Source organism: Pseudomonas helmanticensis, assembly GCF_900182985.1.
Classification (GTDB): Bacteria; Pseudomonadota; Gammaproteobacteria; order Pseudomonadales; family Pseudomonadaceae; genus Aquipseudomonas; species Aquipseudomonas helmanticensis.
Genome location: NZ_FXUY01000001.1, coordinates 541,981 through 562,143, shown reverse-complemented (window position 1 = coordinate 562,143; position 20,163 = coordinate 541,981). Strand labels below are relative to the sequence as shown.

The following is a 20,163-nucleotide window of genomic DNA, read 5'->3' as shown; positions in this document are numbered from 1 at the left end:
TGGGTGCTCAGGCTAAACACCTGGCAAGTTGTCCGAACAGACAGGACTCAAACTGGTGCACTGCATTTATTTTCATTGTGAACGTGCGACCGCAGCTCAACTTCAAGCGGCTGATTTCACATAGGAAATCTTGCTCATATTTCCATCCTGTCAAGTGCGTCAAAATGGTGAACAGCCTCACCATTTTGGTGATTTTCGTTTTTTATCGTTATTTTTCATACACTTAAAACAGTAATAAGCTTATAAAAAATAATCTTGATCTATTGTAAATCTGCGACTAGCTTCTATTCCTGACAGCACTGACAGGAATACACCCTGCAACGCTGTACATCAATAAAACATCTAGAACCGGCACAAGTCGGTCATGCCTGCGAGGAACTCGGAATGTCTCTGTTGATCCGTGGCGCCACCGTTGTTACCCATGATGAAAGTTATCGCGCCGACGTCTATTGCGCCGACGGCGTGATCAAAGCCATCGGTGAAAACCTGGATATTCCCGCCGGCGCCGAAGTGCTCGACGGCAGCGGCCAATACCTGATGCCCGGCGGCATCGATCCGCACACGCACATGCAACTGCCGTTCATGGGCACCGTCGCCAGTGAAGATTTCTACAGCGGCACGGCGGCTGGTCTGGCCGGAGGCACCACGTCGATCATCGACTTCGTGATTCCCAATCCGCAGCAGTCGTTGATGGAAGCGTTTCATCAATGGCGCGGTTGGGCAGAAAAGTCTGCGTCGGACTATGGCTTCCACGTTGCGATCACCTGGTGGAGCGAGCAGGTGCGTGAGGAAATGGCCGAGCTGGTCAGCCATCACGGGATCAACAGCTTCAAGCATTTCATGGCCTACAAGAACGCGATCATGGCCGCCGACGACACGTTGGTAGCGAGTTTCGAGCGTTGCCTGGAACTCGGCGCGGTGCCGACCGTGCATGCGGAAAACGGCGAACTGGTCTATCACCTGCAACGCAAGTTGATGGCCCAGGGCATCACCGGGCCGGAAGCGCATCCGCTGTCGCGGCCTTCGCAGGTTGAAGGGGAAGCGGCGAGCCGGGCGATTCGTATCGCCGAAACCATTGGTACGCCGTTGTACCTGGTGCACGTCTCGACCAAGGAAGCCCTCGACGAAATCACCTATGCACGGAGCAAGGGCCAGCCGGTTTACGGCGAAGTGCTGGCCGGGCATTTGCTGCTCGACGACAGCGTTTACCAACACCCGGATTGGCAGACCGCTGCCGGTTACGTGATGAGCCCGCCGTTTCGTCCGCGCGGTCATCAGGAGGCGCTGTGGCACGGATTGCAAAACGGCAATCTGCACACCACCGCCACTGACCATTGCTGTTTCTGCGCTGAGCAGAAAGCCGCCGGGCGTGATGATTTCAGCAAGATTCCCAATGGCACCGCCGGCATCGAAGACCGCATGGCGGTGCTGTGGGATGAAGGGGTCAACTCCGGTCGCTTGTCGATGCAGGATTTTGTCGCCCTCACGTCCACCAACACCGCGAAGATCTTCAATCTCTATCCGCGTAAAGGTGCGATCCGCGTCGGCGCCGATGCCGATCTGGTGCTGTGGGATCCGCAAGGCAGCCGCACCATTTCCGCCAAGACCCACCATCAGCAGGTGGACTTCAACATCTTCGAAGGCAAGACCGTGCGCGGCGTACCGAGCCATACCGTCAGCCAGGGCCGCGTGGTCTGGGCCGATGGCGATCTGCGCGCCGAGCGTGGTGCCGGGCGCTACATCGAACGGCCGGCGTATCCGGCGGTGTTTGATTTGCTGAGCAAGCGGGCTGAGTTGCATAAACCTGTTGCTGTGAAACGCTGACATCGAGGCCTTCGGCCTTCGCGAGCAAGCCCGCTCCCACATTTGAAATGTATTCCCCTGTAGGAGCTGCCGAAGGCTGCGATCTGTTGATCTTGTTTTTTAAGATCAAGATCAACAGATCGCAGCCTTCGGCAGCTCCTACACGGGGATTTGGCCAATGCCCGATAGAGGCAGTTACCGTGAGGCAAAAAACCGTGATCGAGACCCTGAACCATCTCCCCCACCCGCACGAAAGCGCGGCCGCCCTCGCCGGCCATTTCACCGATCTGGCGCCGCCGCTCAACGACCGACAGGCGCACTTGGAAGCCTCGCGCTGCCTGTATTGCTACGACGCGCCGTGCGTGAATGCGTGCCCGAGCGAAATCGACATCCCTTCGTTCATCCGCAATATCCATCAGGACAACGTGCCCGGTGCCGCTCAGAAGATCCTTTCGGCAAACATCCTCGGCGGCAGTTGCGCGCGGGTCTGCCCCACCGAAATCCTCTGCCAGCAAGCCTGCGTGCGCAACAACGCCCACGAATGCGCGCCGGTGCTGATCGGCCTGCTGCAACGCTATGCCGTCGACAACGCGCACTTCACCGAGCACCCGTTCCAGCGCGCCGCCGCCAGCGGTAAACGCATCGCCGTGGTCGGTGCCGGGCCGGCCGGTTTGTCCTGTGCGCATCGCAGTGCCATGCATGGGCATGAGGTGGTGATTTTCGAAGCGCGGGAGAAGGCTGGCGGACTCAACGAGTACGGGATCGCCAAATACAAACTGGTCGACGATTACGCGCAGAAGGAACTGGATTTCCTCCTGCAGATCGGCGGCATCGAGATTCGCCACGGGCAGAAGCTCGGTGAGAATCTGACCCTCAGCGAACTGCATCAGCAGTTCGACGCGGTGTTCCTCGGCCTCGGCCTGAATGCCAGCAAACAACTTGGTTTGGCCCACGAAGATGCGCCGGGCCTGCTCGCCGCCACCGATTACATCCGCGAATTGCGCCAGGCCGATGACCTCACGCAACTGCCGCTGGCCGAGCGCTGCATCGTCCTTGGCGCCGGCAACACGGCGATCGACATGGCTGTGCAAATGGCTCGTCTCGGTGCTCGCGACGTCAACCTTGTTTACCGTCGAGGCGCCGCCGACATGGGCGCCACCGGTCATGAACAAGACATCGCCAAAGCCAATCAGGTACGCCTGCTGACCTGGGCGCAACCGGAAGAAGTCTTGCTCGACGCTCAGGGCCAGGTGCGCGGCATGCGTTTCGCCCGCACCGATCTGGTCGACGGGCGCCTGCAAACCACCGGCGAAACCTTCGAACTGGCGGCCGACGCGATCTTCAAAGCCATCGGCCAGTCCTTCGACAGCAACGCCCTCGCCGACCCGTTGGCCCGCGAACTCAAGCGCCAGGGCGAACGCATTCAGGTCGACGAAAACCTGCGCACCAGCATCCCCGGCGTGTATGCCGGCGGCGACTGCACCAGCCTCGATCAGGACCTCACCGTGCAAGCCGTGCAGCACGGCAAATGCGCCGCCGAGGCGATCAACGCTCAACTGATGCTCAACGTGGAGGCTGCGTAAATGGCCGATCTTTCGATTGTCTTCGCCGGCATCAAAGCACCGAATCCGTTCTGGCTGGCCTCCGCGCCGCCGACTGACAAAGCCTATAACGTCGTCCGTGCCTTTGAAGCAGGCTGGGGCGGTGTGGTCTGGAAAACCCTCGGTGAGGACCCGGCGGCGGTCAACGTTTCGTCGCGTTACTCGGCGCATTACGGCAACAACCGCGAAGTCCTCGGGATCAACAACATCGAGCTGATCACCGACCGTTCGCTGGAGATCAACCTGCGTGAAATCACTCAGGTGAAGAAGGACTGGCCGGATCGCGCGTTGATCGTGTCGCTGATGGTGCCGTGCGTCGAGGAGTCGTGGAAACACATTCTGCCGCTGGTCGAAGCCACCGGCGCTGACGGTATCGAGCTGAATTTCGGCTGCCCGCACGGCATGCCCGAGCGCGGCATGGGCGCGGCGGTCGGTCAGGTGCCAGAGTACGTCGAGCAGGTCACGCGCTGGTGCAAAACCTATTGCTCGCTGCCGGTGATCGTCAAATTGACGCCGAATATCACCGACATCCGCGTCGCTGCCCGCGCGGCGCATCGCGGTGGTGCGGATGCGGTGTCGCTGATCAATACGATCAACTCGATCACCAGCGTCGACCTGGAACACATGGTCGCCCTGCCCACGGTCGGCAGCAAAAGCACCCACGGCGGTTACTGTGGCTCGGCGGTGAAGCCGATTGCGCTGAACATGGTCGCCGAAATCGCCCGCGATCCGCAGACCCAGGGCCTGCCGATTTGCGGCATTGGCGGCATCGGCGGTTGGCGCGATGCGGCGGAATTCATGGCGCTGGGCAGCGGCGCGGTGCAGGTGTGCACGGCGGCGATGCTGCATGGTTTCCGGATTGTCGAGGAGATGAAGGACGGCCTGTCGCGGTGGATGGACAGCCAGGGTTACGCCAATATCAGCGAGTTTGCCGGGCGCGCGGTGGGCAATACCACCGACTGGAAGTACCTCGATATCAACTATCAAGTCATTGCGAAGATTGATCAGGACGCATGCATTGGTTGCGGGCGTTGTCACATTGCTTGCGAGGACACGTCACACCAGGCGATCAGCAGTTTGAAGCAGGCGGATGGCACACATAAATACGAAGTGATCGATGAGGAGTGCGTGGGCTGCAATCTGTGCCAGATCACCTGCCCTGTGGCGGATTGCATCGAGATGGTGCCGATGGAAACTGGGAAGCCGTTTCTGGACTGGAATCATGATCCGCGCAATCCCTACCATGTTGCGGTTTGACTGATCGTTCCCACGTTCTGCGTGGGAATGCAGCCCGGGACGCTCTGCGTCCCATTGGAACGCGGAGCGTCCCTAGAGGCATTCCCACGCAGAGCGTGGGAACGATCATGTATCACTTGTCCGGTGGCGGACTGTATCGAGATGGTGGCGATGGAAACTGGGAAGCCGTTTCTGGACTGGAATCATGATCCGAGGAATCCGTATCACGTTGCGGTCTGAATTGGGGGATGATCCTGAAAGGCCCTCACCCTAACCCTCTCCCAAAGGGAGAGGGGACTGATTGGGGGATGCTTCAGAAATCCACCGACCTGAACGATTTGCTTTGAATCCGCAATCGACTCGGTTCTTCAGGTCGATGTACCTCGAGAGACACCTCGGTCGGCCCCCTCTCCCTCCGGGAGAGGGCTGGGGTGAGGGTCTGCTTTAGGGTTCCAGGCCAATCCCGCGCAATATCACACTCGTCACCGTCTGCACCGCCCGCTCGAACTGCATGTCCGACAACGGCTGATGCTCGTTGAGGATATTCACCTGATGATCAAAGTCGGCATAGTGCTGCGTCGACGCCCAGATCATGTACAGCAGGCTCGACGGTTCCACCGGCAGAATCCGCTTGTCCTCGACCCACTGGCGAATCTTCGCTTCCTTCATCTTCGCCCAGTCATACAGGCTGACATCCAGCGCCTCGCCCAGTGTCGGCGCGCCATGGATGATCTCGTTGGCCCAGACTTTCGAGCCGTAAGGGCGACTGCGCGAGTGGTTCATCTTGGCGCGGATGTAGCTGCTCAGCACCACGCGCGGGTCGTCGAACATCTCGAAGCACAACGCGTCCTGCTTCCACACTTCCAGCAGGTCGAACAGTACCGCGCTGTACAACTCACTCTTGGTGCTGAAGTAATAATGCAGATTGGAACGCGGCAGTTGCACTTCGGCGGCGATGTCGGCCATCGCGGTGCTGCCGAAGCCTTTTTCGGCGAAGACTTTTTCCGCCGCGAGCAGAATTTTCTCGACGTTATTGCGGCGAATTTCGATCTTGTGATTGCCCATGTGGGCTCCCTGACAACAGCGTTGCCCAAGACTAGCATCCGCTCTGGTGCGCGGGCGACCGCTGCAAACAAAACTTCGTACAGCGGCGAGCGGATGGCTAAACTGACGATTCTTTGATCCTGCCCCAGAGGTATCCGCGATGCTGTTCAAGAACGTCATGACCACCACTGCCCTGCTCGCCTCGCTGTTCGCCGCTTCCTCGGTATTTGCCCACGCCCACCTGAAAAGCCAGACCCCGGCGGCCGACAGCACTGTCGCTGCTCCGGCCGATTTGCGCCTGACCTTCTCCGAAGGCGTCGAAGCCAGTTTCACCAAAGTCACCCTGACCCGCGATGGCGCGCCGGTCGCCGTCAAGGCGCTGACCACCGAAGGCGACAAGAAAACCCTCATCGTCACCCCGGCCGCACCACTGACGGCCGGTGAATACAAAGTCGAATGGCACGCGGTGTCGGTCGACACGCACAAGAGCGAAGGCGCCTATCAGTTCAAGGTTGGCCAATAATTCATGAGTGAAGCGCTGGTGCTGTGCCGCTTTGTGCATTTCATCGTGGTGTTGATGTTGTTCGGGGCCTGGCTGTTCAGGCCGTTGCTGCTCAAGGATGAAGCGCTGCAAGTGGACCGGCAGCTGGCGCGACTGGCGCGTTGGTTGGTTGCCGTTGCGCTGGTCAGCGGGATTGCCTGGGCGCTGTTGATCACGGCAAGCATGGCCGGTTCGGCTGCGGCAGCGTTTGATCCGGACACGGTTGCGCTGGTGCTGGGCAACACGTTTTTTGGTCAGGTATGGCGCTGGCACCTGCTGCTCAATGCCGCGCTGTTGGCCTTGCTGTTTACGCCTTGGCGCTCAAGCATGCCTTTGCGCCTGGGCTTGAGTGGCTTGCTTTTGGCGACGCTGGCACCGGTCGGACACGGCGCGATGCTGGATGGTCTGAGCGGGCAACTGCTGATTCTCAATCAGATCGTTCATCTGACCTGCGTCGCCGCGTGGCTTGGCGGGCTGTTGTTGCTGGTGATGATTCTGCGTCAGCCAACGGAACCGATGTCGGTGGTTCTGCGGCGTTTCAGTGGAGTGGGTTATGCGTTGGTCGCGGGGCTGCTGATCACGGGTTTGATCAACGTGCGCGTGTTGACCGGGCAGTGGTGGCCGACGCCACTGTTCAGCGGGTTTGCACTGATTCTGTTGATCAAGGCAATGCTGGTGTTGGCCATGCTCGGATTGGCATTGTTCAACCGCTTGCGCATCGATGACTGCGAACAACGCATGGGCACCCTGCGGCGCAGCGTGATGCTGGAGTGGTTGCTCGGCATTGGCGCCGTAGCCGCCGTCTCGCTACTCGGCACCCTGCCCCCGATGATCACCGCCTGAAAAACAAAAGATCGCAGCCTTCGGCAGCTCCTACAGATTACCCATGTAGGAGCTGCCGAAGGCTGCGATCTTTTGATCTTAATGGTGCTGGGTATCACCCGCTGCAGTATCGATGCTGACCACCACCGACATCCCCGGACGCAACCGCTCCTCCTCCTGCTGATCCGCATCAATCGTGATCCGCACCGGCACCCGCTGAGCGATTTTGACGAAGTTGCCGGTGGCATTGTCCGCCTGCAACAAAGCAAATTCCGACCCGGTCCCCGGCGAAATATGCTGCACATGCCCGGTAAATTTACGGTGGTTCAACGCATCGACGCTGAAGCGCACCGGCTGCCCGACCCGCACATTGTCCATCTGCGTTTCCTTCATGTTGGCGATCACCCATTTCTGGTTCGGCACCAACGCCATCAACTGCGCCCCCGAGTTGACGTAGGCGCCGAGGCGCACGCCAATTTGCCCGAGCTGGCCGTCGCGCGGGGCAACGATGCGCGTATTCGACAGGTCGATTCGCGCCAGTTGCACCGCCGCTTCGGCGCTGGCCACCGCCGCTTCCAGCGAGCCACGATTGACGATTACTGTTTGCAGATCCTGCCGGGCGATTTCCAGATTGGCCTTGGCCTGCGCCACCGCTGCAACGCTTTGCGCATTGGCCGCCAGCGCTACGTCCATTTCACGCTTGGACACCGAACCGTCACTGACCAATTCCTTGTTGCGACGCAAATCCGCCTCGCTCTTGCGCAATTGCGCTTCGCTGTCAGCCTGCACCGCTTGGCGCAACTTGATTGTCGCTTCGGCGCTGTTGCGTTGCTGCACGACGTTGGCCAATGCGGCTTTTTGCACTGCCAATTGCGCCAGCGACTGGTCGAGGCGTTGCTGATAGATCCGATCATCCAGACGCACCAGCAAATCCCCAGCCTTCACGTACTGGAAATCCTGCACCGGCACTTCGTAGACATAACCGGCGAGCTGCGGGCCGATGATCGTCACCTGCCCGCGAATCAGCGCATTCTCGGTGGTCTCGACCGCGCTGCTGAACGGCGGTAATTGCCAGGCGTAGAGCACGATCAACACACCAACAATGGCAATCGCGGCAAAGCCCATTGAAGAGATGATGCGCACCCGCAGCGAGCGCGGCTCGGTGTTCGGCGATGACGGCGGCGCCACACCCTCAGGCGTGGCGGCGATGGCATTGGTGGTTGTGGTGGTCGGTTCGGTCATGAAGAAGTGGCACCGCTGGAAGGTGTGGATGGCGCTGGGGCGACGGCTTTGGTGGTGCTCATCAGCCACAGTGCGCGAATGGACAGCCAGATCATGGTCAGCACCGCAATAACGGCGATCAGCATGAACACGTCGTTATAGGCCAGCACGTTGGCCTCACGCGTGGCGGCGTTGGACAGGCTACGAATACCCGCCAGGTTGCGCAGGCTCGGGTCGGCGAGCAGCGAACCGTACGCCGATCCGCCACTCTGTACCCGCGCGGCCACCAATGGATCGGACATCACCAGATGCTCGACGATCTGGCTGGAGTGGAATTTCTCGCGGACGATCTGAAAGGTGCCCAGAAGCGCCGCGCCAAGCAGGCCGCCGAGGTTATTGCAGATCCCGAACAGCACGGAAAAACTCACCAGGTTGCGCGGATTGGTCAGCACGTTGCGCGTGCCTAGAACCATGGTCGGGCCGAGAAAAAACGTGCTGCCGAAGGCCAGCAGGAACTGACTGAAATAGAGGTTTTGCGGGCGGGTCAGGTTGTTGGAAAAACTGTCCATCACCGACCCGGTGGCCATCAGCCCCAGCGAGATGATCAACGGCATCAGCAGGTGTTTGGGGTCGATCGTCAGCGCGCTGGTCAACAACCCCGCGACGCTGCCGATCAGCATCACCACGTACAGGCTGTGCAACTGCTCATAACCCATGTTCAGGTTCTGCATGAAACCCACCGCCCCGGTGGACTGCTCCGAGGTAACCATACGAATCAGGGTCACCGCCAGCGCCAGGCGAATCATCGTTCCGCTGCCAAGCCAACGGGTCATCAGCATCGGGTTGCTGCGGTTATGCTCGATGGCCAGGCCGGCGAGAATCAGCGCGATGGACGAAGCCAGGGCAACACCGATCCAGTCGGCTTCCAGCCACCAATCGATCCGCCCCAACGACAACACCGCGCACAATAACGCCACGCCGGTAGCGAGAATCGCGAAGGTCAGGAAGTCGAGTTTTTCGAAGGTTTTGAAGCGGTCGCCCGGCGGCAACTTGAGCATCAGCACGCAGCCCAGCGACAGCAGCGCCATGCCCAATTCGAACAGGTACAAGCCACGCCATTCGGCGATTTGCAGCAAGTCTTCAGAGAACAACCGCGCCAGCGGTAAGGCCAGTTGTGAGGTGCCAAGACCGAGCACCAGCGCCTTCATCCGCCACTTCGCCGGGAATGCCTGGACCATGTAATACAGGCCCAGAGAACTCAACGCCGCACCGACCATGCCGTGCGCCGCACGCACCGCCACGGCCGAATTCAGGTCATTGACGAACAAATGGCCGAAGGTCACCAGCGCATACAGCACCAGGAACACCTCGGTGAACGCGCGCAAACCGAACTGCTGACGAAACTTCACCAGCAGCAGGTTCATCGACACGTTGGTCATCACGTACGCCGCCGGCAACCAGGCCATTTCGGCTGTGGTCGCGCCGAGCGCACCTTGCAGATAAGGCAGGTTGGCGACCACCAGCGAGTTGCCCAGACCACCGGTCAACGCCACCAGCAAACCGACCAGCGCATAGGCCAGGCGCTTGCGGTTGGAGTGCAACGGCGTCGAGGGGGAACCGGGCAGACTGGGCTTCTCGTGGGGCTGCCAGTTGCGCGGGGCGTATTGATCCATTGAAAGGCCTTGTGCGGAAGGTGGATGAAGTTTGCCGCAAATTCACCGGCAACACACATCCCATGGACAACACAAACCCCTGTAGGAGCTGTCGAGTGAAACGAGGCTGCGATCTTTTGATTTTAAAGCCAGATCAAAAGATCGCAGCGTGCCGCAGCTCCTACAAAGGTCATCGTATAACTTTGAGTTGACATTCCCGGGAAACGCAGGAAATATCCGCAACCATGTTGTACGACGACGTATGACAAATAATAAAAACAACAAATGAAACAGGGAGCGTCACAGTGAGCACACTCGTCCGCAATTCCGTTCGCCCTTCGCGTTTTTCCGTTATTCGCCCGCGTTCCACCCTGAGCCTGATTGGCTGCAGCAGCCTGGCCCTCGCCCTACCGATGAGCGCCGATGCCGAAGGCTTTCTCGAAGACAGCAAAGCCACGCTGAACCTGCGCAATGCCTACTTCAATCGCAACTTCGTCAACCCGGCCAATGCCCAGGGCAAGGCCGAAGAGTGGACGCAGAACTTCATTCTCGATGCCAAATCCGGATTCACTCAGGGCACCGTCGGTTTCGGTCTTGATGTGCTGGGGCTGTATTCGCAAAAGCTTGATGGCGGCAAAGGCAGCGGCGGCACGCAACTGTTGCCGATCCACGATGACGGACGTCCGGCGGACAACTTCGGGCGCCTTGGTGTCGCGCTGAAGGCCAAGGTGTCGAAGACTGAACTGAAGGTCGGTGAATGGATGCCGGTGCTGCCGATCCTGCGTTCCGACGATGGCCGCTCCCTGCCGCAGACCTTTCGCGGCGGCCAGATCACTTCCACCGAGATCAATGGCCTGACCGTCTACGGCGGCCAGTTTCGCGGCAACAGCCCGCGCAACGACGCCAGCATGGAAGACATGTCGATGAATGGTCGCGGCGCGTTCACCTCGGACCGCTTCAACTTCGGCGGCGGTGAATACACCTTCAATGACAAGCGCACCCTGATTGGCGTGTGGTACGCCGAACTCAGCGACATCTACCAGCAGCAGTATTTCAACCTCAGCCACAGCCAGCCGTTGGGCGACTGGACGCTGGGCGCCAACCTCGGTTTCTTCACCGGCAAGGAAGACGGCAGCGCCCAGGCCGGCGACCTCGACAACAAAACTGCGTTCGCCATGCTCTCGGCCAAATACGGTGGCAACACCTTCTACGTCGGCCTGCAAAAACTCAGCGGCGACGATGCCTGGATGCGGGTCAACGGTACCAGCGGCGGCACCTTGGCCAACGACAGTTACAACGCCAGTTATGACAACGCCAGGGAGCGCTCCTGGCAACTGCGTCACGACTACAACTTCGTCGCCCTCGGCATTCCCGGTCTGACCCTGATGAACCGCTACATAAGCGGCGATAACGTGCACACCGGGACCATCACCGACGGCAAGGAATGGGGCCGCGAGTCGGAGCTGGCTTACACCGTACAGAGCGGAGCGTTGAAGAACCTCAACGTGAGATGGCGCAACGCGACCATGCGCCGGGACTTCAGCACCAACGAGTTTGACGAGAACCGGATCTTTATCAGTTATCCGATTTCGTTGTTGTAAGCCGTCGGGGAGCAAGCCCTCTGTAGGAGTGAGCCTGCTCGCGATGGCGGTGTGTCGGCCGATATCTTCCTGGACTGATACACCGCCATCGCGAGCAGGCTCACTCCTACAAGGTGATGCATTGCAAGGCGAGATCGCTGAAAAGAAAAACTGTTTCACCTTCCGTCATCTACACCGAAAGTCGCGTTGACAAGTTCCTGAAACCCTACCGATACTTCAGCGCAGTCATACGACAACCTACAACAAACCTAATAACAATGTGTCCAGGGATTGCCATGACGTCTACCTCTACTCCCCGCGCCCCTTTCAATCGCCTGCTGCTGACCGGCGCTGCCGGTGGCCTCGGCAAAGTCCTGCGCGAACGCTTGCGCCCGTACGCCAATGTGTTGCGCCTGTCCGATATCGCCGCCCTCGCCCCGGCCGTCGATGATCGCGAAGAAGTGATGCTCTGCGACCTCGCCGACAAACACGCCGTGCACCAACTGGTCGAGGGCGTCGACGCGATCCTGCACTTCGGCGGCGTCTCCGTTGAACGTCCCTTTGAAGAGATCCTCGGCGCCAACATCTGCGGCGTCTTCCATATCTACGAAGCCGCGCGCCGGCATGGTGTGAAGCGGGTGATCTTCGCCAGCTCCAACCATGTCATCGGCTTCTACAAACAGGACGAACACCTCGACGCCAGCTCCGCGCGCCGCCCCGATGGCTACTACGGTTTGTCCAAGTCCTATGGCGAAGACATGGCCAGTTTCTACTTCGATCGCTACGGCATCGAGACGGTCAGCATCCGCATCGGCTCCTCGTTCCCCGAGCCGCAAAACCGCCGAATGATGCACACCTGGCTGAGCTTCGACGACCTCACGCAATTGCTCGAACACTCGCTGTACACGCCCAACGTCGGCCACACCGTAGTCTATGGCATGTCCGCCAACAAGGACGTGTGGTGGGACAACCGCTTCGCCAGCCACCTCGGTTTTGCCGCCAAGGACAGCTCCGAAATATTCCGCGAAAAAGTCGAAGCCCAGCCGCTGCCGGCCGCCGATGACCCGGCGCGGATATACCAGGGCGGTGCCTTCGTCGCCGCCGGTCCGTTTGGCGACTGAACACTCTGACAACGACACAAGGGATTGAGTATGCAAGCCGAATTGATCGTCGATGCTCGCAACGCCGTGGGCGAAAGCCCGGTCTGGGTGCCAGAGGAAAACGCGTTGTACTGGGTCGATATTCCCAACGGCAGCCTGCAACGCTGGAGCGCCGACACTGGGCATGTACAGACCTGGAAAACCCCGGAAATGCTCGCCTGCATCGTTCGCCACAGCCGTGGCGGCTGGATCGCCGGCATGGAAAGCGGTTTCTTTCATCTGCAGCCGCACGCCGACGGCAGCCTCGACAGTGAGCTGCTGGCCAGCGTCGCACACAGCCGCAAAGACATGCGTCTCAACGATGGTCGCTGCGACCGTCAGGGCCGGTTCTGGGCCGGCAGCATGGTCTTGAACATGGGCCTGAATGCGCCCGAGGGCCGGCTCTATCGCTACGGTGCCGGGCAGTCTGGCGTGGTTGATGCGCAACTCGACGGTTTCATCGTGCCCAACGGCCTCGGCTTCAGCCCCGACGGTAAAACGATGTACCTGTCCGACTCGCATCCCGACGTGCAGTTGATCTGGGCGTTCGATTACGACACTGACAGCGGCACACCGTCGAACCGACGCGTTTTCGTCGACATGAACCACTTCCCCGGTCGCCCTGATGGCGCGGCCGTGGACGCTGAAGGTTTTTACTGGATCTGCGCCAATGACGCCGGCCTCATCCACCGTTTCGCACCGGACGGCAGACTCGATTTTTCGCTCGAAGTCCCGGTAAAAAAACCGACCATGTGTGCCTTCGGTGGCAGCGCGATGGACACCTTGTTCGTCGCCTCGATCCGCCCCGGTGACGACCATGATCCGCGCTCCCTGGCCGGCGGCGTGTTCGCCCTGAACCCCGGAGTCAAAGGCCTGCCGGAACCGTTATTCGACGCTTTGCTGTAACCCGCCTCTGCTGCACCGCTGCGCCTTGAACACAACAATAACAAGACTGGAGACACCCCCAATGGACTTCAAACGCACCTTGCTCGCCGCTGCACTCCCGCTGATGTTCACCTTCGCCGGTGCCGCGCAGGCACTGGAAATCAAGTTCGCTGATATTCACCCCGCCGGTTATCCGACCGTGGTCGCTGAAGAAAGCATGGGCAAAACCCTGACCAAGGAAACCAATGGCGAACTCACCTTCAAATACTTCCCGGGCGGCGTGCTCGGTTCGGAGAAAGAAGTCATCGAACAGGCACAGGTCGGCGCGATCCAGATGACCCGCGTCAGCCTCGGCATCGTCGGTCCGGTGGTGCCGGATGTGAACGTGTTCAACATGCCGTTCATTTTCCGTGACCAGGCGCACATGCGCGCAGTGATCGATGGTGAAGTCGGCGATGCGATCCTCGACAAGATCACCAATTCCGAATTCGGCCTGGTCGCGCTGGCCTGGATGGACGGCGGCACGCGCAACATCTACACCAAGAAACCGGTGCGTAAACTCGAAGACCTCAAAGGCATGAAAATCCGCGTGCAGGGCAACCCGATGTTCATCGAGACCATCAACGCCATGGGCGGCAACGGCATAGCCATGGATACCGGGGAAATCTTCAGCGCGCTGCAGACCGGGGTCATCGACGGCGCGGAAAACAACCCGCCGACCCTGCTCGAACACAACCATTTCCAGAACGCCAAGTTCTACAGCCTGACCGGGCACCTGATCCTGCCCGAGCCAATCGTGATGTCGAAAATCACCTGGGAAAAACTCACCCCAGACCAACAGACGCTGGTGAAAAAAGCCGCCAAGGATGCACAGCTTGAAGAGCGCAAGTTGTGGGATGCCAAGTCCGCCAGCAGCGAAGAGAAACTCAAGGCTGCCGGCGTCGAGTTCATCACCGTCGACAAGAAACCCTTCTACGAGGCCACTGCCTCGGTTCGCGAGAAATACGGCGCACCTTATGCCGACCTGATCAAGCGCATCGAAGCCGTGCAATAACTTTTTTAGCCCTCAATGAAAGGCCCGGCAGCGCTGGCGTCCGAAGACGTTTGCGACTGCCCGGTTACGGTGGAACCCGATGAAGAATTCGCTGCTGCGCCTCAATGACAAGCTGTACATGACCTGCATCTGGGTCGCCGGCCTGTCGGTACTGGCCATCGCCCTGATCATTCCCTGGGGCGTGTTCGCCCGCTATGCCCTTGGCACCGGTTCGAGCTGGCCGGAGCCCACTGCGATCCTGCTGATGATGGTCTTTACCTTCATCGGTGCAGCTGCCAGTTATCGTGCCGGCGCGCACATGGCCGTGGCGATGGTCACCGACCGCTTGCCACCGAATCTGCGCAGAACCATGAGCATCATTTCCCAATTGTTGATGGGCACCATCTGCCTGTTCATGGCGATCTGGGGCGCCAAGCTGTGCGCTTCGACGTGGAACCAGTTCATGAGCGCGCTGCCGACCTTGCGCGTCGGTATCACCTATATGCCGATCCCGATTGGCGGCGCGCTGACGCTGGTGTTCGTACTGGAAAAACTGTTTTTGGGCGACCAGAGCAACCGTCGGGTTGTGCGGTTCGATCTGGTTGAAGAAAACGAAGGGGCTGCCTGATGGACGCATTGATTCTGCTGGGCAGTTTTATCGTATTGATTCTGATCGGCATGCCGGTCGCCTACGCCCTCGGGCTGTCGGCACTGATCGGCGCGTGGTGGATCGACATTCCGTTTCAGGCCTTGATGATTCAGGTCGCCGGCGGGGTCAACAAGTTCTCGCTGCTGGCGATTCCGTTCTTTGTCCTGGCCGGGGCGATCATGGCCGAGGGCGGCATGTCGCGGCGGCTGGTGGCGTTTGCCGGGGTGCTGGTCGGCTTCGTGCGCGGCGGCCTGTCGCTGGTCAACATCATGGCCTCGACGTTTTTTGGCGCGATCTCCGGTTCATCGGTAGCCGACACGGCTTCGGTAGGCTCGGTGTTGATTCCAGAGATGGAACGCAAGGGTTATCCGCGCGAGTTCTCTACAGCGGTGACCGTCAGCGGTTCGGTGCAGGCCTTGCTGACACCGCCAAGCCACAACTCGGTGCTGTATTCATTGGCAGCCGGTGGCACGGTGTCCATTGCATCGCTGTTCATGGCCGGCGTGGTGCCGGGCCTGTTGATGAGCGCGTGCCTGATGGTGCTGTGCCTGATCTTCGCGCGCAAACGCGATTACCCGAAAGGCGACGTCATTCCGCTGCGTGAGGCGCTGAAAATCTGCGGCGAAGCGCTGTGGGGCATGATGGCGATGGTGATCATTCTCGGCGGCATTCTCTCGGGGATTTTTACCGCGACCGAGTCGGCGGCGATTGCCGTGCTCTGGGCGTTCTTCGTCACCATGTTCATCTACCGCGATTACAAGTGGAGCGAACTGCCAAAACTGATGCACCGCACGGTGCGGACGATTTCGATCGTGATGATCCTGATCGGTTTCGCCGCGAGCTTCGGCTACATCATGACCCTGATGCAGATCCCGGCGAAAATCACCACGCTGTTCCTGACCCTGTCGGACAACCGCTACGTGATCCTGATGTGCATCAACGTCATGCTGCTGTTGCTCGGCACGGTGATGGACATGGCGCCGCTGATCCTGATCCTCACACCGATTCTGATGCCGGTGATTCTCGGCATTGGCGTAGACCCGGTGCAGTTCGGCATGATCATGCTGGTGAACCTGGGGATCGGATTGATAACACCGCCGGTAGGTGCGGTGCTGTTTGTCGGTTCGGCGGTGGGCAAGGTGAGTATTGAAAGCACGGTGAAGGCGCTCATGCCGTTTTACGCAGTGCTGTTTCTGGTGTTGATGCTGGTGACGTACGTTCCGGCGATTTCGCTGTGGTTGCCGCATCTGGTGTTGTAACAACTTAAAAGATCGCAGCCTTCGGCAGCTCCTACAGAAATCGCATTCCCATGTAGGAGCTGTCGAGTGAAACGAGGCTGCGATCTTTTGATCTTCAAATAATCAAGCCCGCAACAACATATACCCCGCCACCACCAGACACACACTGGCAAACCCCACCTGCAACGCCCGCGCCGGCACCCGCGCGCACAGCTTGCGCCCGATGATCATGCCAACAATGCTGGCAACGATGAACGCACCGCCCTGCCCGTCAATCCGCACACCAGCGTGAAACGAGCCGATCACCCCGATCACCGAAATCAGGCTGATCACCATCAACGACGTCGCGACAATCCCGCGCATCTGCACATCGGTCAGTTGCTTGAACGCCGGCACGATCAAAAAGCCGCCACCCACCCCCAGCAACCCCGACACGACCCCTGTGACCGCGCCCAATGCGGCGAGGGTCGCGGTGCATTTGGCGGTCCAGTCGAAGCGCCCGGTTTCTGCATCGAGCATGCAGTTTTTCTGGCCCCAACTGCCGTGACCATGATCGCTCGGGCCTGCTTCCTGACGCTCACGCCGCAGCATGCGCCAGGCGACCATGACCATCAGCAGGCTGAACAGAATCATCAGGATCTTCTCCGGCAACTGATGCGCGAAGTAGATGCCCAACGGCGAGAACACCGCGCCCAACGCGGCAATCAACAGCGCCGCACGATAACGCACCAGACCATGACGCAAACCGTCGATGGCCCCGACTGCCGCCGCACTGCCGACGGCAAACAGCGCCACTGGCGCCGCTTGCGTCATCGTCCAGCCAAGCCCAAGCACCAGCGCCGGCACCGCCAGAATGCCGCCACCGGCCCCGGTCAAACCGAGGACCAACCCCATCACCACGCCAAACAGACTTGCCAGCAACATAGGGTTTTCTCAGTCGACCTTGGACAGGCTGGTCAGCCACTCGCGACCCTTGAGCATGCCGTTCCAGTAGAACCACGGCAGCAGCGTCGCCTTGAGAAACCACGCCGAACGCCGCGCCACGGTCGGGTCGAGTGGAAAGGTCGGCAGCAACTTGCCGGCGTAACCGAACTCGGCAAGGATCACTTTGCCCTTCTCCACCGTCAACGGGCACGAGCCGTAGCCGTCGTACTTCAATGGCAGCGGTTGTTGCTTGCGCAACGCCAACAGGTTTTCCGCCACCACCACGACTTGCTTGCGCACCGCAGCGGCGGTTTTTGCGTTGCTGGTGCCGCAGATATCACCGAGCGCGAACACGTCGGGATAACCCGGATGTTGCAGGCTGTGCGGATTGACTTCGCACCAGCCGGCGGCGTCGGCCAGCCGGCTTTGTGCAATGAAATCCGGTGAAACCTGCGGCGGCACGACGTGCAGCAGATCGAAGGTTTTCGCCTCGCGGGTGACGTTGCCGTCGGCGTCCCTGGTCTCGAACCAGGCGGTTTGCGCCGGGCCGTCGACCTTGACCAGGTTCGAGTTGAACGCCAGTTGCGCGTTGTATTTTTCGATGTACTTCATCAGTGGCGGCACGAACGTCGCCACGCCGAACAGTGCGGCGCCGGCGAGGTTGAACTCAACATTGATATTGTTCAGCACAGCGGTTTTGAGCCAGTGATCGCAGGACAGATACAAGGCCTTTTGCGGCGCGCCGGCGCATTTGATCGGCATCGCCGGCTGGGTGAACAGGGCTTTGCCGCCGCGCAGTTTCTGCACCTGATCCCAAGTGTATTGCGCGTGCTGGTAGCTGTAGTTGGAGGTCACGCCATGTTGGCCAAGGCTTTCCTGCAAGCCTTCGATTTTCTCCCAGGCCAGACGCAGGCCGGGACAGACGATCAGATTCTGGTAGCTGACCGTGCGTTGATCGTTGAGGGTCAACTGGCGTGCGTCCGGGTCAATCGCGGCGACGGCGGCCTGCACCCAATTGACCTGGCGCGGCATCACCTTGGCCATCGGCCTGACGGTGTCCTTGACGTCGTACGCACCACCGCCGACCAGTGTCCACGCCGGTTGGTAATAGTGCTGTGAACTTGGTTCGATCACGGTGATTTTCAGGTCCGGATCGCGCTTGAGCAGACTGGCGACGAAGCCGATACCGGCGGTACCGCCGCCGATGACCACGATGTCTGCACTGATGGATGGGCCCCAGTGTTGATCGTTCATTGCTTGTTCCTTTTGCTGCACGCAAGGATTTCAGCCATCACACAGATCCATTGTAGGAGTGAGCCTGCTCGCGATCGCGGTGGGTCAGCCAATATCTTTATCAACTGGTACACCGCTATCGCGAGCAGGCTCACTCCTACAGGGGGATTGGTGTACTGGCTGGCATTTACGGCTGTTCCCAGCTCTTGAGCACCGCCCCGCAATAAAGCCCCGACAGGGTCTTCATCACCTGAATCACTTCCGGGCTGGCCAGCCCATAAAAAATGTATTTGCCTTCGCGGCGAGTGGCGACCATGCCTTCGTCGCGCAGGATGCCCAGTTGCTGTGACAGCGTCGGCTGACGTACGCCGGTCATCTTTTCCAGTTCGCCGACATTGCGTTCGCCCTGGGTCAGTTGACACAGAATCAACAGGCGATCTTCATTGGCCAACGCCTTGAGCAACGCACAGGCCTTGGAGGCCGAGGCGCGCAGTTGGGCGACTTCACATTCGGTCAGACTGGATTGCATTTGCACGATGCCTTCAACGTCACTTAAGCTGCGAACATTATGTTTTTAGATAAAGTGTTGCAACCCATTTCCCTTGTTCAGGTTGGTGTCCATGCCCGCGCAGATTGAATCGTTCCTCGACCCCGCCTCCTCGACCTACAGCTATGTGGTCTATGAAGCCGACGGCGGGCAATGCGCAATTGTCGATCCCGTACTCGATTACGACGGCGCCGCCGGCCGCACCTGTACCGCGCAGGCCGACAAGATCATCGCCTTCGTGCGCCAACACAATCTGCAAGTGCAGTGGCTGCTGGAAACCCACGCCCACGCCGATCACCTGTCCGCCGCGCCGTACCTGCGCAGGGAACTGGGCGGCAAGATCGCCATTGGCGAGTCGATCAGCAAAGTGCAGAACGTGTTCAAGGTCCTGTTCAATCTCGAGCCGGAATTCTGCGTCGACGGCTCGCAGTTCGATCATCTGTTTGCGCCGAACGAGTCATTCCGCATCGGTAACCTCAAGGCCACGGCCCTGCATATGCCGGGGCATACGCCGGCGGACATGGCTTATTTGATCGATGGCGAGCAGATTCTGGTGGGCGACACGCTGTTCATGCCCGACGTGGGTACGGCACGCTGTGATTTCCCCGGTGGTAATGCGCATCAACTGTTCAACTCGATCCAGAAGCTGTTGGCTTTTCCGGCGAGCGTGAAGCTTTACGTCTGCCACGACTATCCGCCAGAGGGCCGCGAGTCGCAGTGCCAGAGCACGGTTGGCGAGCAGCGTAAAAGCAATATTCATGTGCATGACGGGGTTGATGAAGCGGCGTTCGTCGAGATGCGTACCCAGCGTGACGCCGGGTTGGGCATGCCGACGTTGTTGTTGCCGGCGATTCAGGTGAATGTGCGGGCGGGGAATTTGCCGGCGGCTGAAGACAATGGCGTGGTTTATCTGAAGATTCCGATCAACAAGCTTTAACGTCAAAAGATCGCAGCCTGCGGCAGCTCCTACAGGAGAAATTGATCGTTCCCACGCTCTGCGTGGGAATGCCCCCGG

At 59.7% G+C, this 20,163-nt stretch carries 18 protein-coding genes; 12 read left to right on the top strand and 6 right to left on the bottom strand.

Annotation, left to right across the window (positions count from 1 at the left end; genetic code table 11):
- The first annotated feature begins 384 nt into the window (after nucleotides 1–384).
- The 3 genes from hydA (at nucleotide 385) to preA (ending at nucleotide 4,661) form a co-directional block, all read left to right on the top strand.
- The gene (gene hydA, locus QOL84_RS02810; RefSeq protein WP_283436080.1) at nucleotides 385–1,824 is read left to right on the top strand and encodes a dihydropyrimidinase; all 1,440 of its coding nucleotides are present in this window, start codon (nucleotides 385–387) and stop codon (nucleotides 1,822–1,824) included.
- Between the two features lie 194 nt (nucleotides 1,825–2,018).
- Nucleotides 2,019–3,386, top strand: coding sequence for an NAD(P)-dependent oxidoreductase (locus tag QOL84_RS02805; RefSeq protein WP_283438611.1), 1,368 nt, complete (start codon nucleotides 2,019–2,021; stop codon nucleotides 3,384–3,386).
- Nucleotides 3,387–4,661: an NAD-dependent dihydropyrimidine dehydrogenase subunit PreA gene (gene preA, locus QOL84_RS02800; RefSeq protein ID WP_283436079.1), complete on the top strand. Its 1,275-nt coding sequence runs from the start codon at nucleotides 3,387–3,389 to the stop codon at nucleotides 4,659–4,661. It begins immediately after the preceding gene.
- Nucleotides 4,662–5,084: 423 nt separating this feature from the next.
- Here preA and QOL84_RS02795 read toward each other — a convergent pair whose 3' ends face one another.
- On the bottom strand, nucleotides 5,085–5,705 hold the full coding sequence (locus tag QOL84_RS02795; RefSeq protein WP_129394412.1) for a TetR/AcrR family transcriptional regulator: 621 nt from the start codon (nucleotides 5,703–5,705) through the stop codon (nucleotides 5,085–5,087).
- Nucleotides 5,706–5,844: 139 nt separating this feature from the next.
- On the opposite strand from QOL84_RS02795, the gene copC reads away from it, so the two are divergent.
- Together copC and copD are read left to right on the top strand one after the other, a co-directional pair.
- On the top strand, nucleotides 5,845–6,207 hold the full coding sequence (copC, locus tag QOL84_RS02790) for a copper homeostasis periplasmic binding protein CopC (RefSeq protein ID WP_283436078.1): 363 nt from the start codon (nucleotides 5,845–5,847) through the stop codon (nucleotides 6,205–6,207).
- Nucleotides 6,208–6,210: 3 nt separating this feature from the next.
- Nucleotides 6,211–7,068 (top strand): copper homeostasis membrane protein CopD, encoded by an 858-nt coding sequence (gene copD, locus QOL84_RS02785; protein ID WP_283436077.1) that lies wholly within the window; start codon nucleotides 6,211–6,213, stop codon nucleotides 7,066–7,068.
- Between the two features lie 78 nt (nucleotides 7,069–7,146).
- Here the strand turns inward: copD and QOL84_RS02780 are convergent, their stop codons facing one another.
- Nucleotides 7,147–8,289, bottom strand: a complete 1,143-nt coding sequence (locus tag QOL84_RS02780) for an HlyD family secretion protein (protein ID WP_283436076.1) — start codon at nucleotides 8,287–8,289, stop codon at nucleotides 7,147–7,149.
- Nucleotides 8,286–9,941, bottom strand: a complete 1,656-nt coding sequence (locus QOL84_RS02775) for an MFS transporter (protein ID WP_283436075.1) — start codon at nucleotides 9,939–9,941, stop codon at nucleotides 8,286–8,288. The genes QOL84_RS02780 and QOL84_RS02775 overlap by 4 nt, the downstream gene beginning before the upstream one ends.
- A gap of 284 nt (nucleotides 9,942–10,225) precedes the next feature.
- Here QOL84_RS02775 and QOL84_RS02770 point away from each other — a divergent pair, with 284 nt between their 5' ends.
- From QOL84_RS02770 to QOL84_RS02745, 6 genes are all read left to right on the top strand, one after another.
- Nucleotides 10,226–11,521, top strand: a complete 1,296-nt coding sequence (locus QOL84_RS02770; RefSeq protein WP_129394417.1) for an OprD family porin — start codon at nucleotides 10,226–10,228, stop codon at nucleotides 11,519–11,521.
- Nucleotides 11,522–11,796: 275 nt separating this feature from the next.
- Nucleotides 11,797–12,621, top strand: a complete 825-nt coding sequence (locus QOL84_RS02765) for an NAD-dependent epimerase/dehydratase family protein (protein WP_283436074.1) — start codon at nucleotides 11,797–11,799, stop codon at nucleotides 12,619–12,621.
- A 30-nt stretch (nucleotides 12,622–12,651) separates the two neighbouring features.
- On the top strand, nucleotides 12,652–13,545 hold the full coding sequence (locus QOL84_RS02760) for an SMP-30/gluconolactonase/LRE family protein (RefSeq protein WP_283436073.1): 894 nt from the start codon (nucleotides 12,652–12,654) through the stop codon (nucleotides 13,543–13,545).
- A gap of 61 nt (nucleotides 13,546–13,606) precedes the next feature.
- A complete protein-coding gene (locus tag QOL84_RS02755) occupies nucleotides 13,607–14,578 on the top strand; it encodes a TRAP transporter substrate-binding protein (RefSeq protein ID WP_283436072.1) in 972 nt (323 codons plus the stop codon).
- A 79-nt stretch (nucleotides 14,579–14,657) separates the two neighbouring features.
- Nucleotides 14,658–15,185: a TRAP transporter small permease gene (locus tag QOL84_RS02750; RefSeq protein WP_283436071.1), complete on the top strand. Its 528-nt coding sequence runs from the start codon at nucleotides 14,658–14,660 to the stop codon at nucleotides 15,183–15,185.
- Nucleotides 15,185–16,465, top strand: coding sequence for a TRAP transporter large permease (locus tag QOL84_RS02745; RefSeq protein ID WP_129394423.1), 1,281 nt, complete (start codon nucleotides 15,185–15,187; stop codon nucleotides 16,463–16,465). Before QOL84_RS02750 ends, QOL84_RS02745 begins: the two co-directional genes overlap by 1 nt.
- Nucleotides 16,466–16,567: 102 nt before the next feature.
- Here QOL84_RS02745 and QOL84_RS02740 read toward each other — a convergent pair whose 3' ends face one another.
- The 3 genes from QOL84_RS02740 to QOL84_RS02730 all read right to left on the bottom strand — a co-directional run bounded on the left by QOL84_RS02740 (nucleotide 16,568) and on the right by QOL84_RS02730 (nucleotide 19,130).
- The gene (locus tag QOL84_RS02740) at nucleotides 16,568–17,368 is read right to left on the bottom strand and encodes a sulfite exporter TauE/SafE family protein (protein ID WP_283436070.1); all 801 of its coding nucleotides are present in this window, start codon (nucleotides 17,366–17,368) and stop codon (nucleotides 16,568–16,570) included.
- A gap of 9 nt (nucleotides 17,369–17,377) precedes the next feature.
- The gene (locus tag QOL84_RS02735; protein ID WP_283436069.1) at nucleotides 17,378–18,622 is read right to left on the bottom strand and encodes an NAD(P)/FAD-dependent oxidoreductase; all 1,245 of its coding nucleotides are present in this window, start codon (nucleotides 18,620–18,622) and stop codon (nucleotides 17,378–17,380) included.
- Nucleotides 18,623–18,788: 166 nt separating this feature from the next.
- Nucleotides 18,789–19,130, bottom strand: a complete 342-nt coding sequence (locus tag QOL84_RS02730; RefSeq protein ID WP_283436068.1) for an ArsR/SmtB family transcription factor — start codon at nucleotides 19,128–19,130, stop codon at nucleotides 18,789–18,791.
- Nucleotides 19,131–19,221: 91 nt separating this feature from the next.
- Here QOL84_RS02730 and QOL84_RS02725 point away from each other — a divergent pair, with 91 nt between their 5' ends.
- Complete coding sequence (locus QOL84_RS02725; protein ID WP_283436067.1) at nucleotides 19,222–20,085, top strand: MBL fold metallo-hydrolase; 864 nt, start codon at nucleotides 19,222–19,224, stop codon at nucleotides 20,083–20,085.
- Nucleotides 20,086–20,163 lie beyond the last annotated feature (78 nt).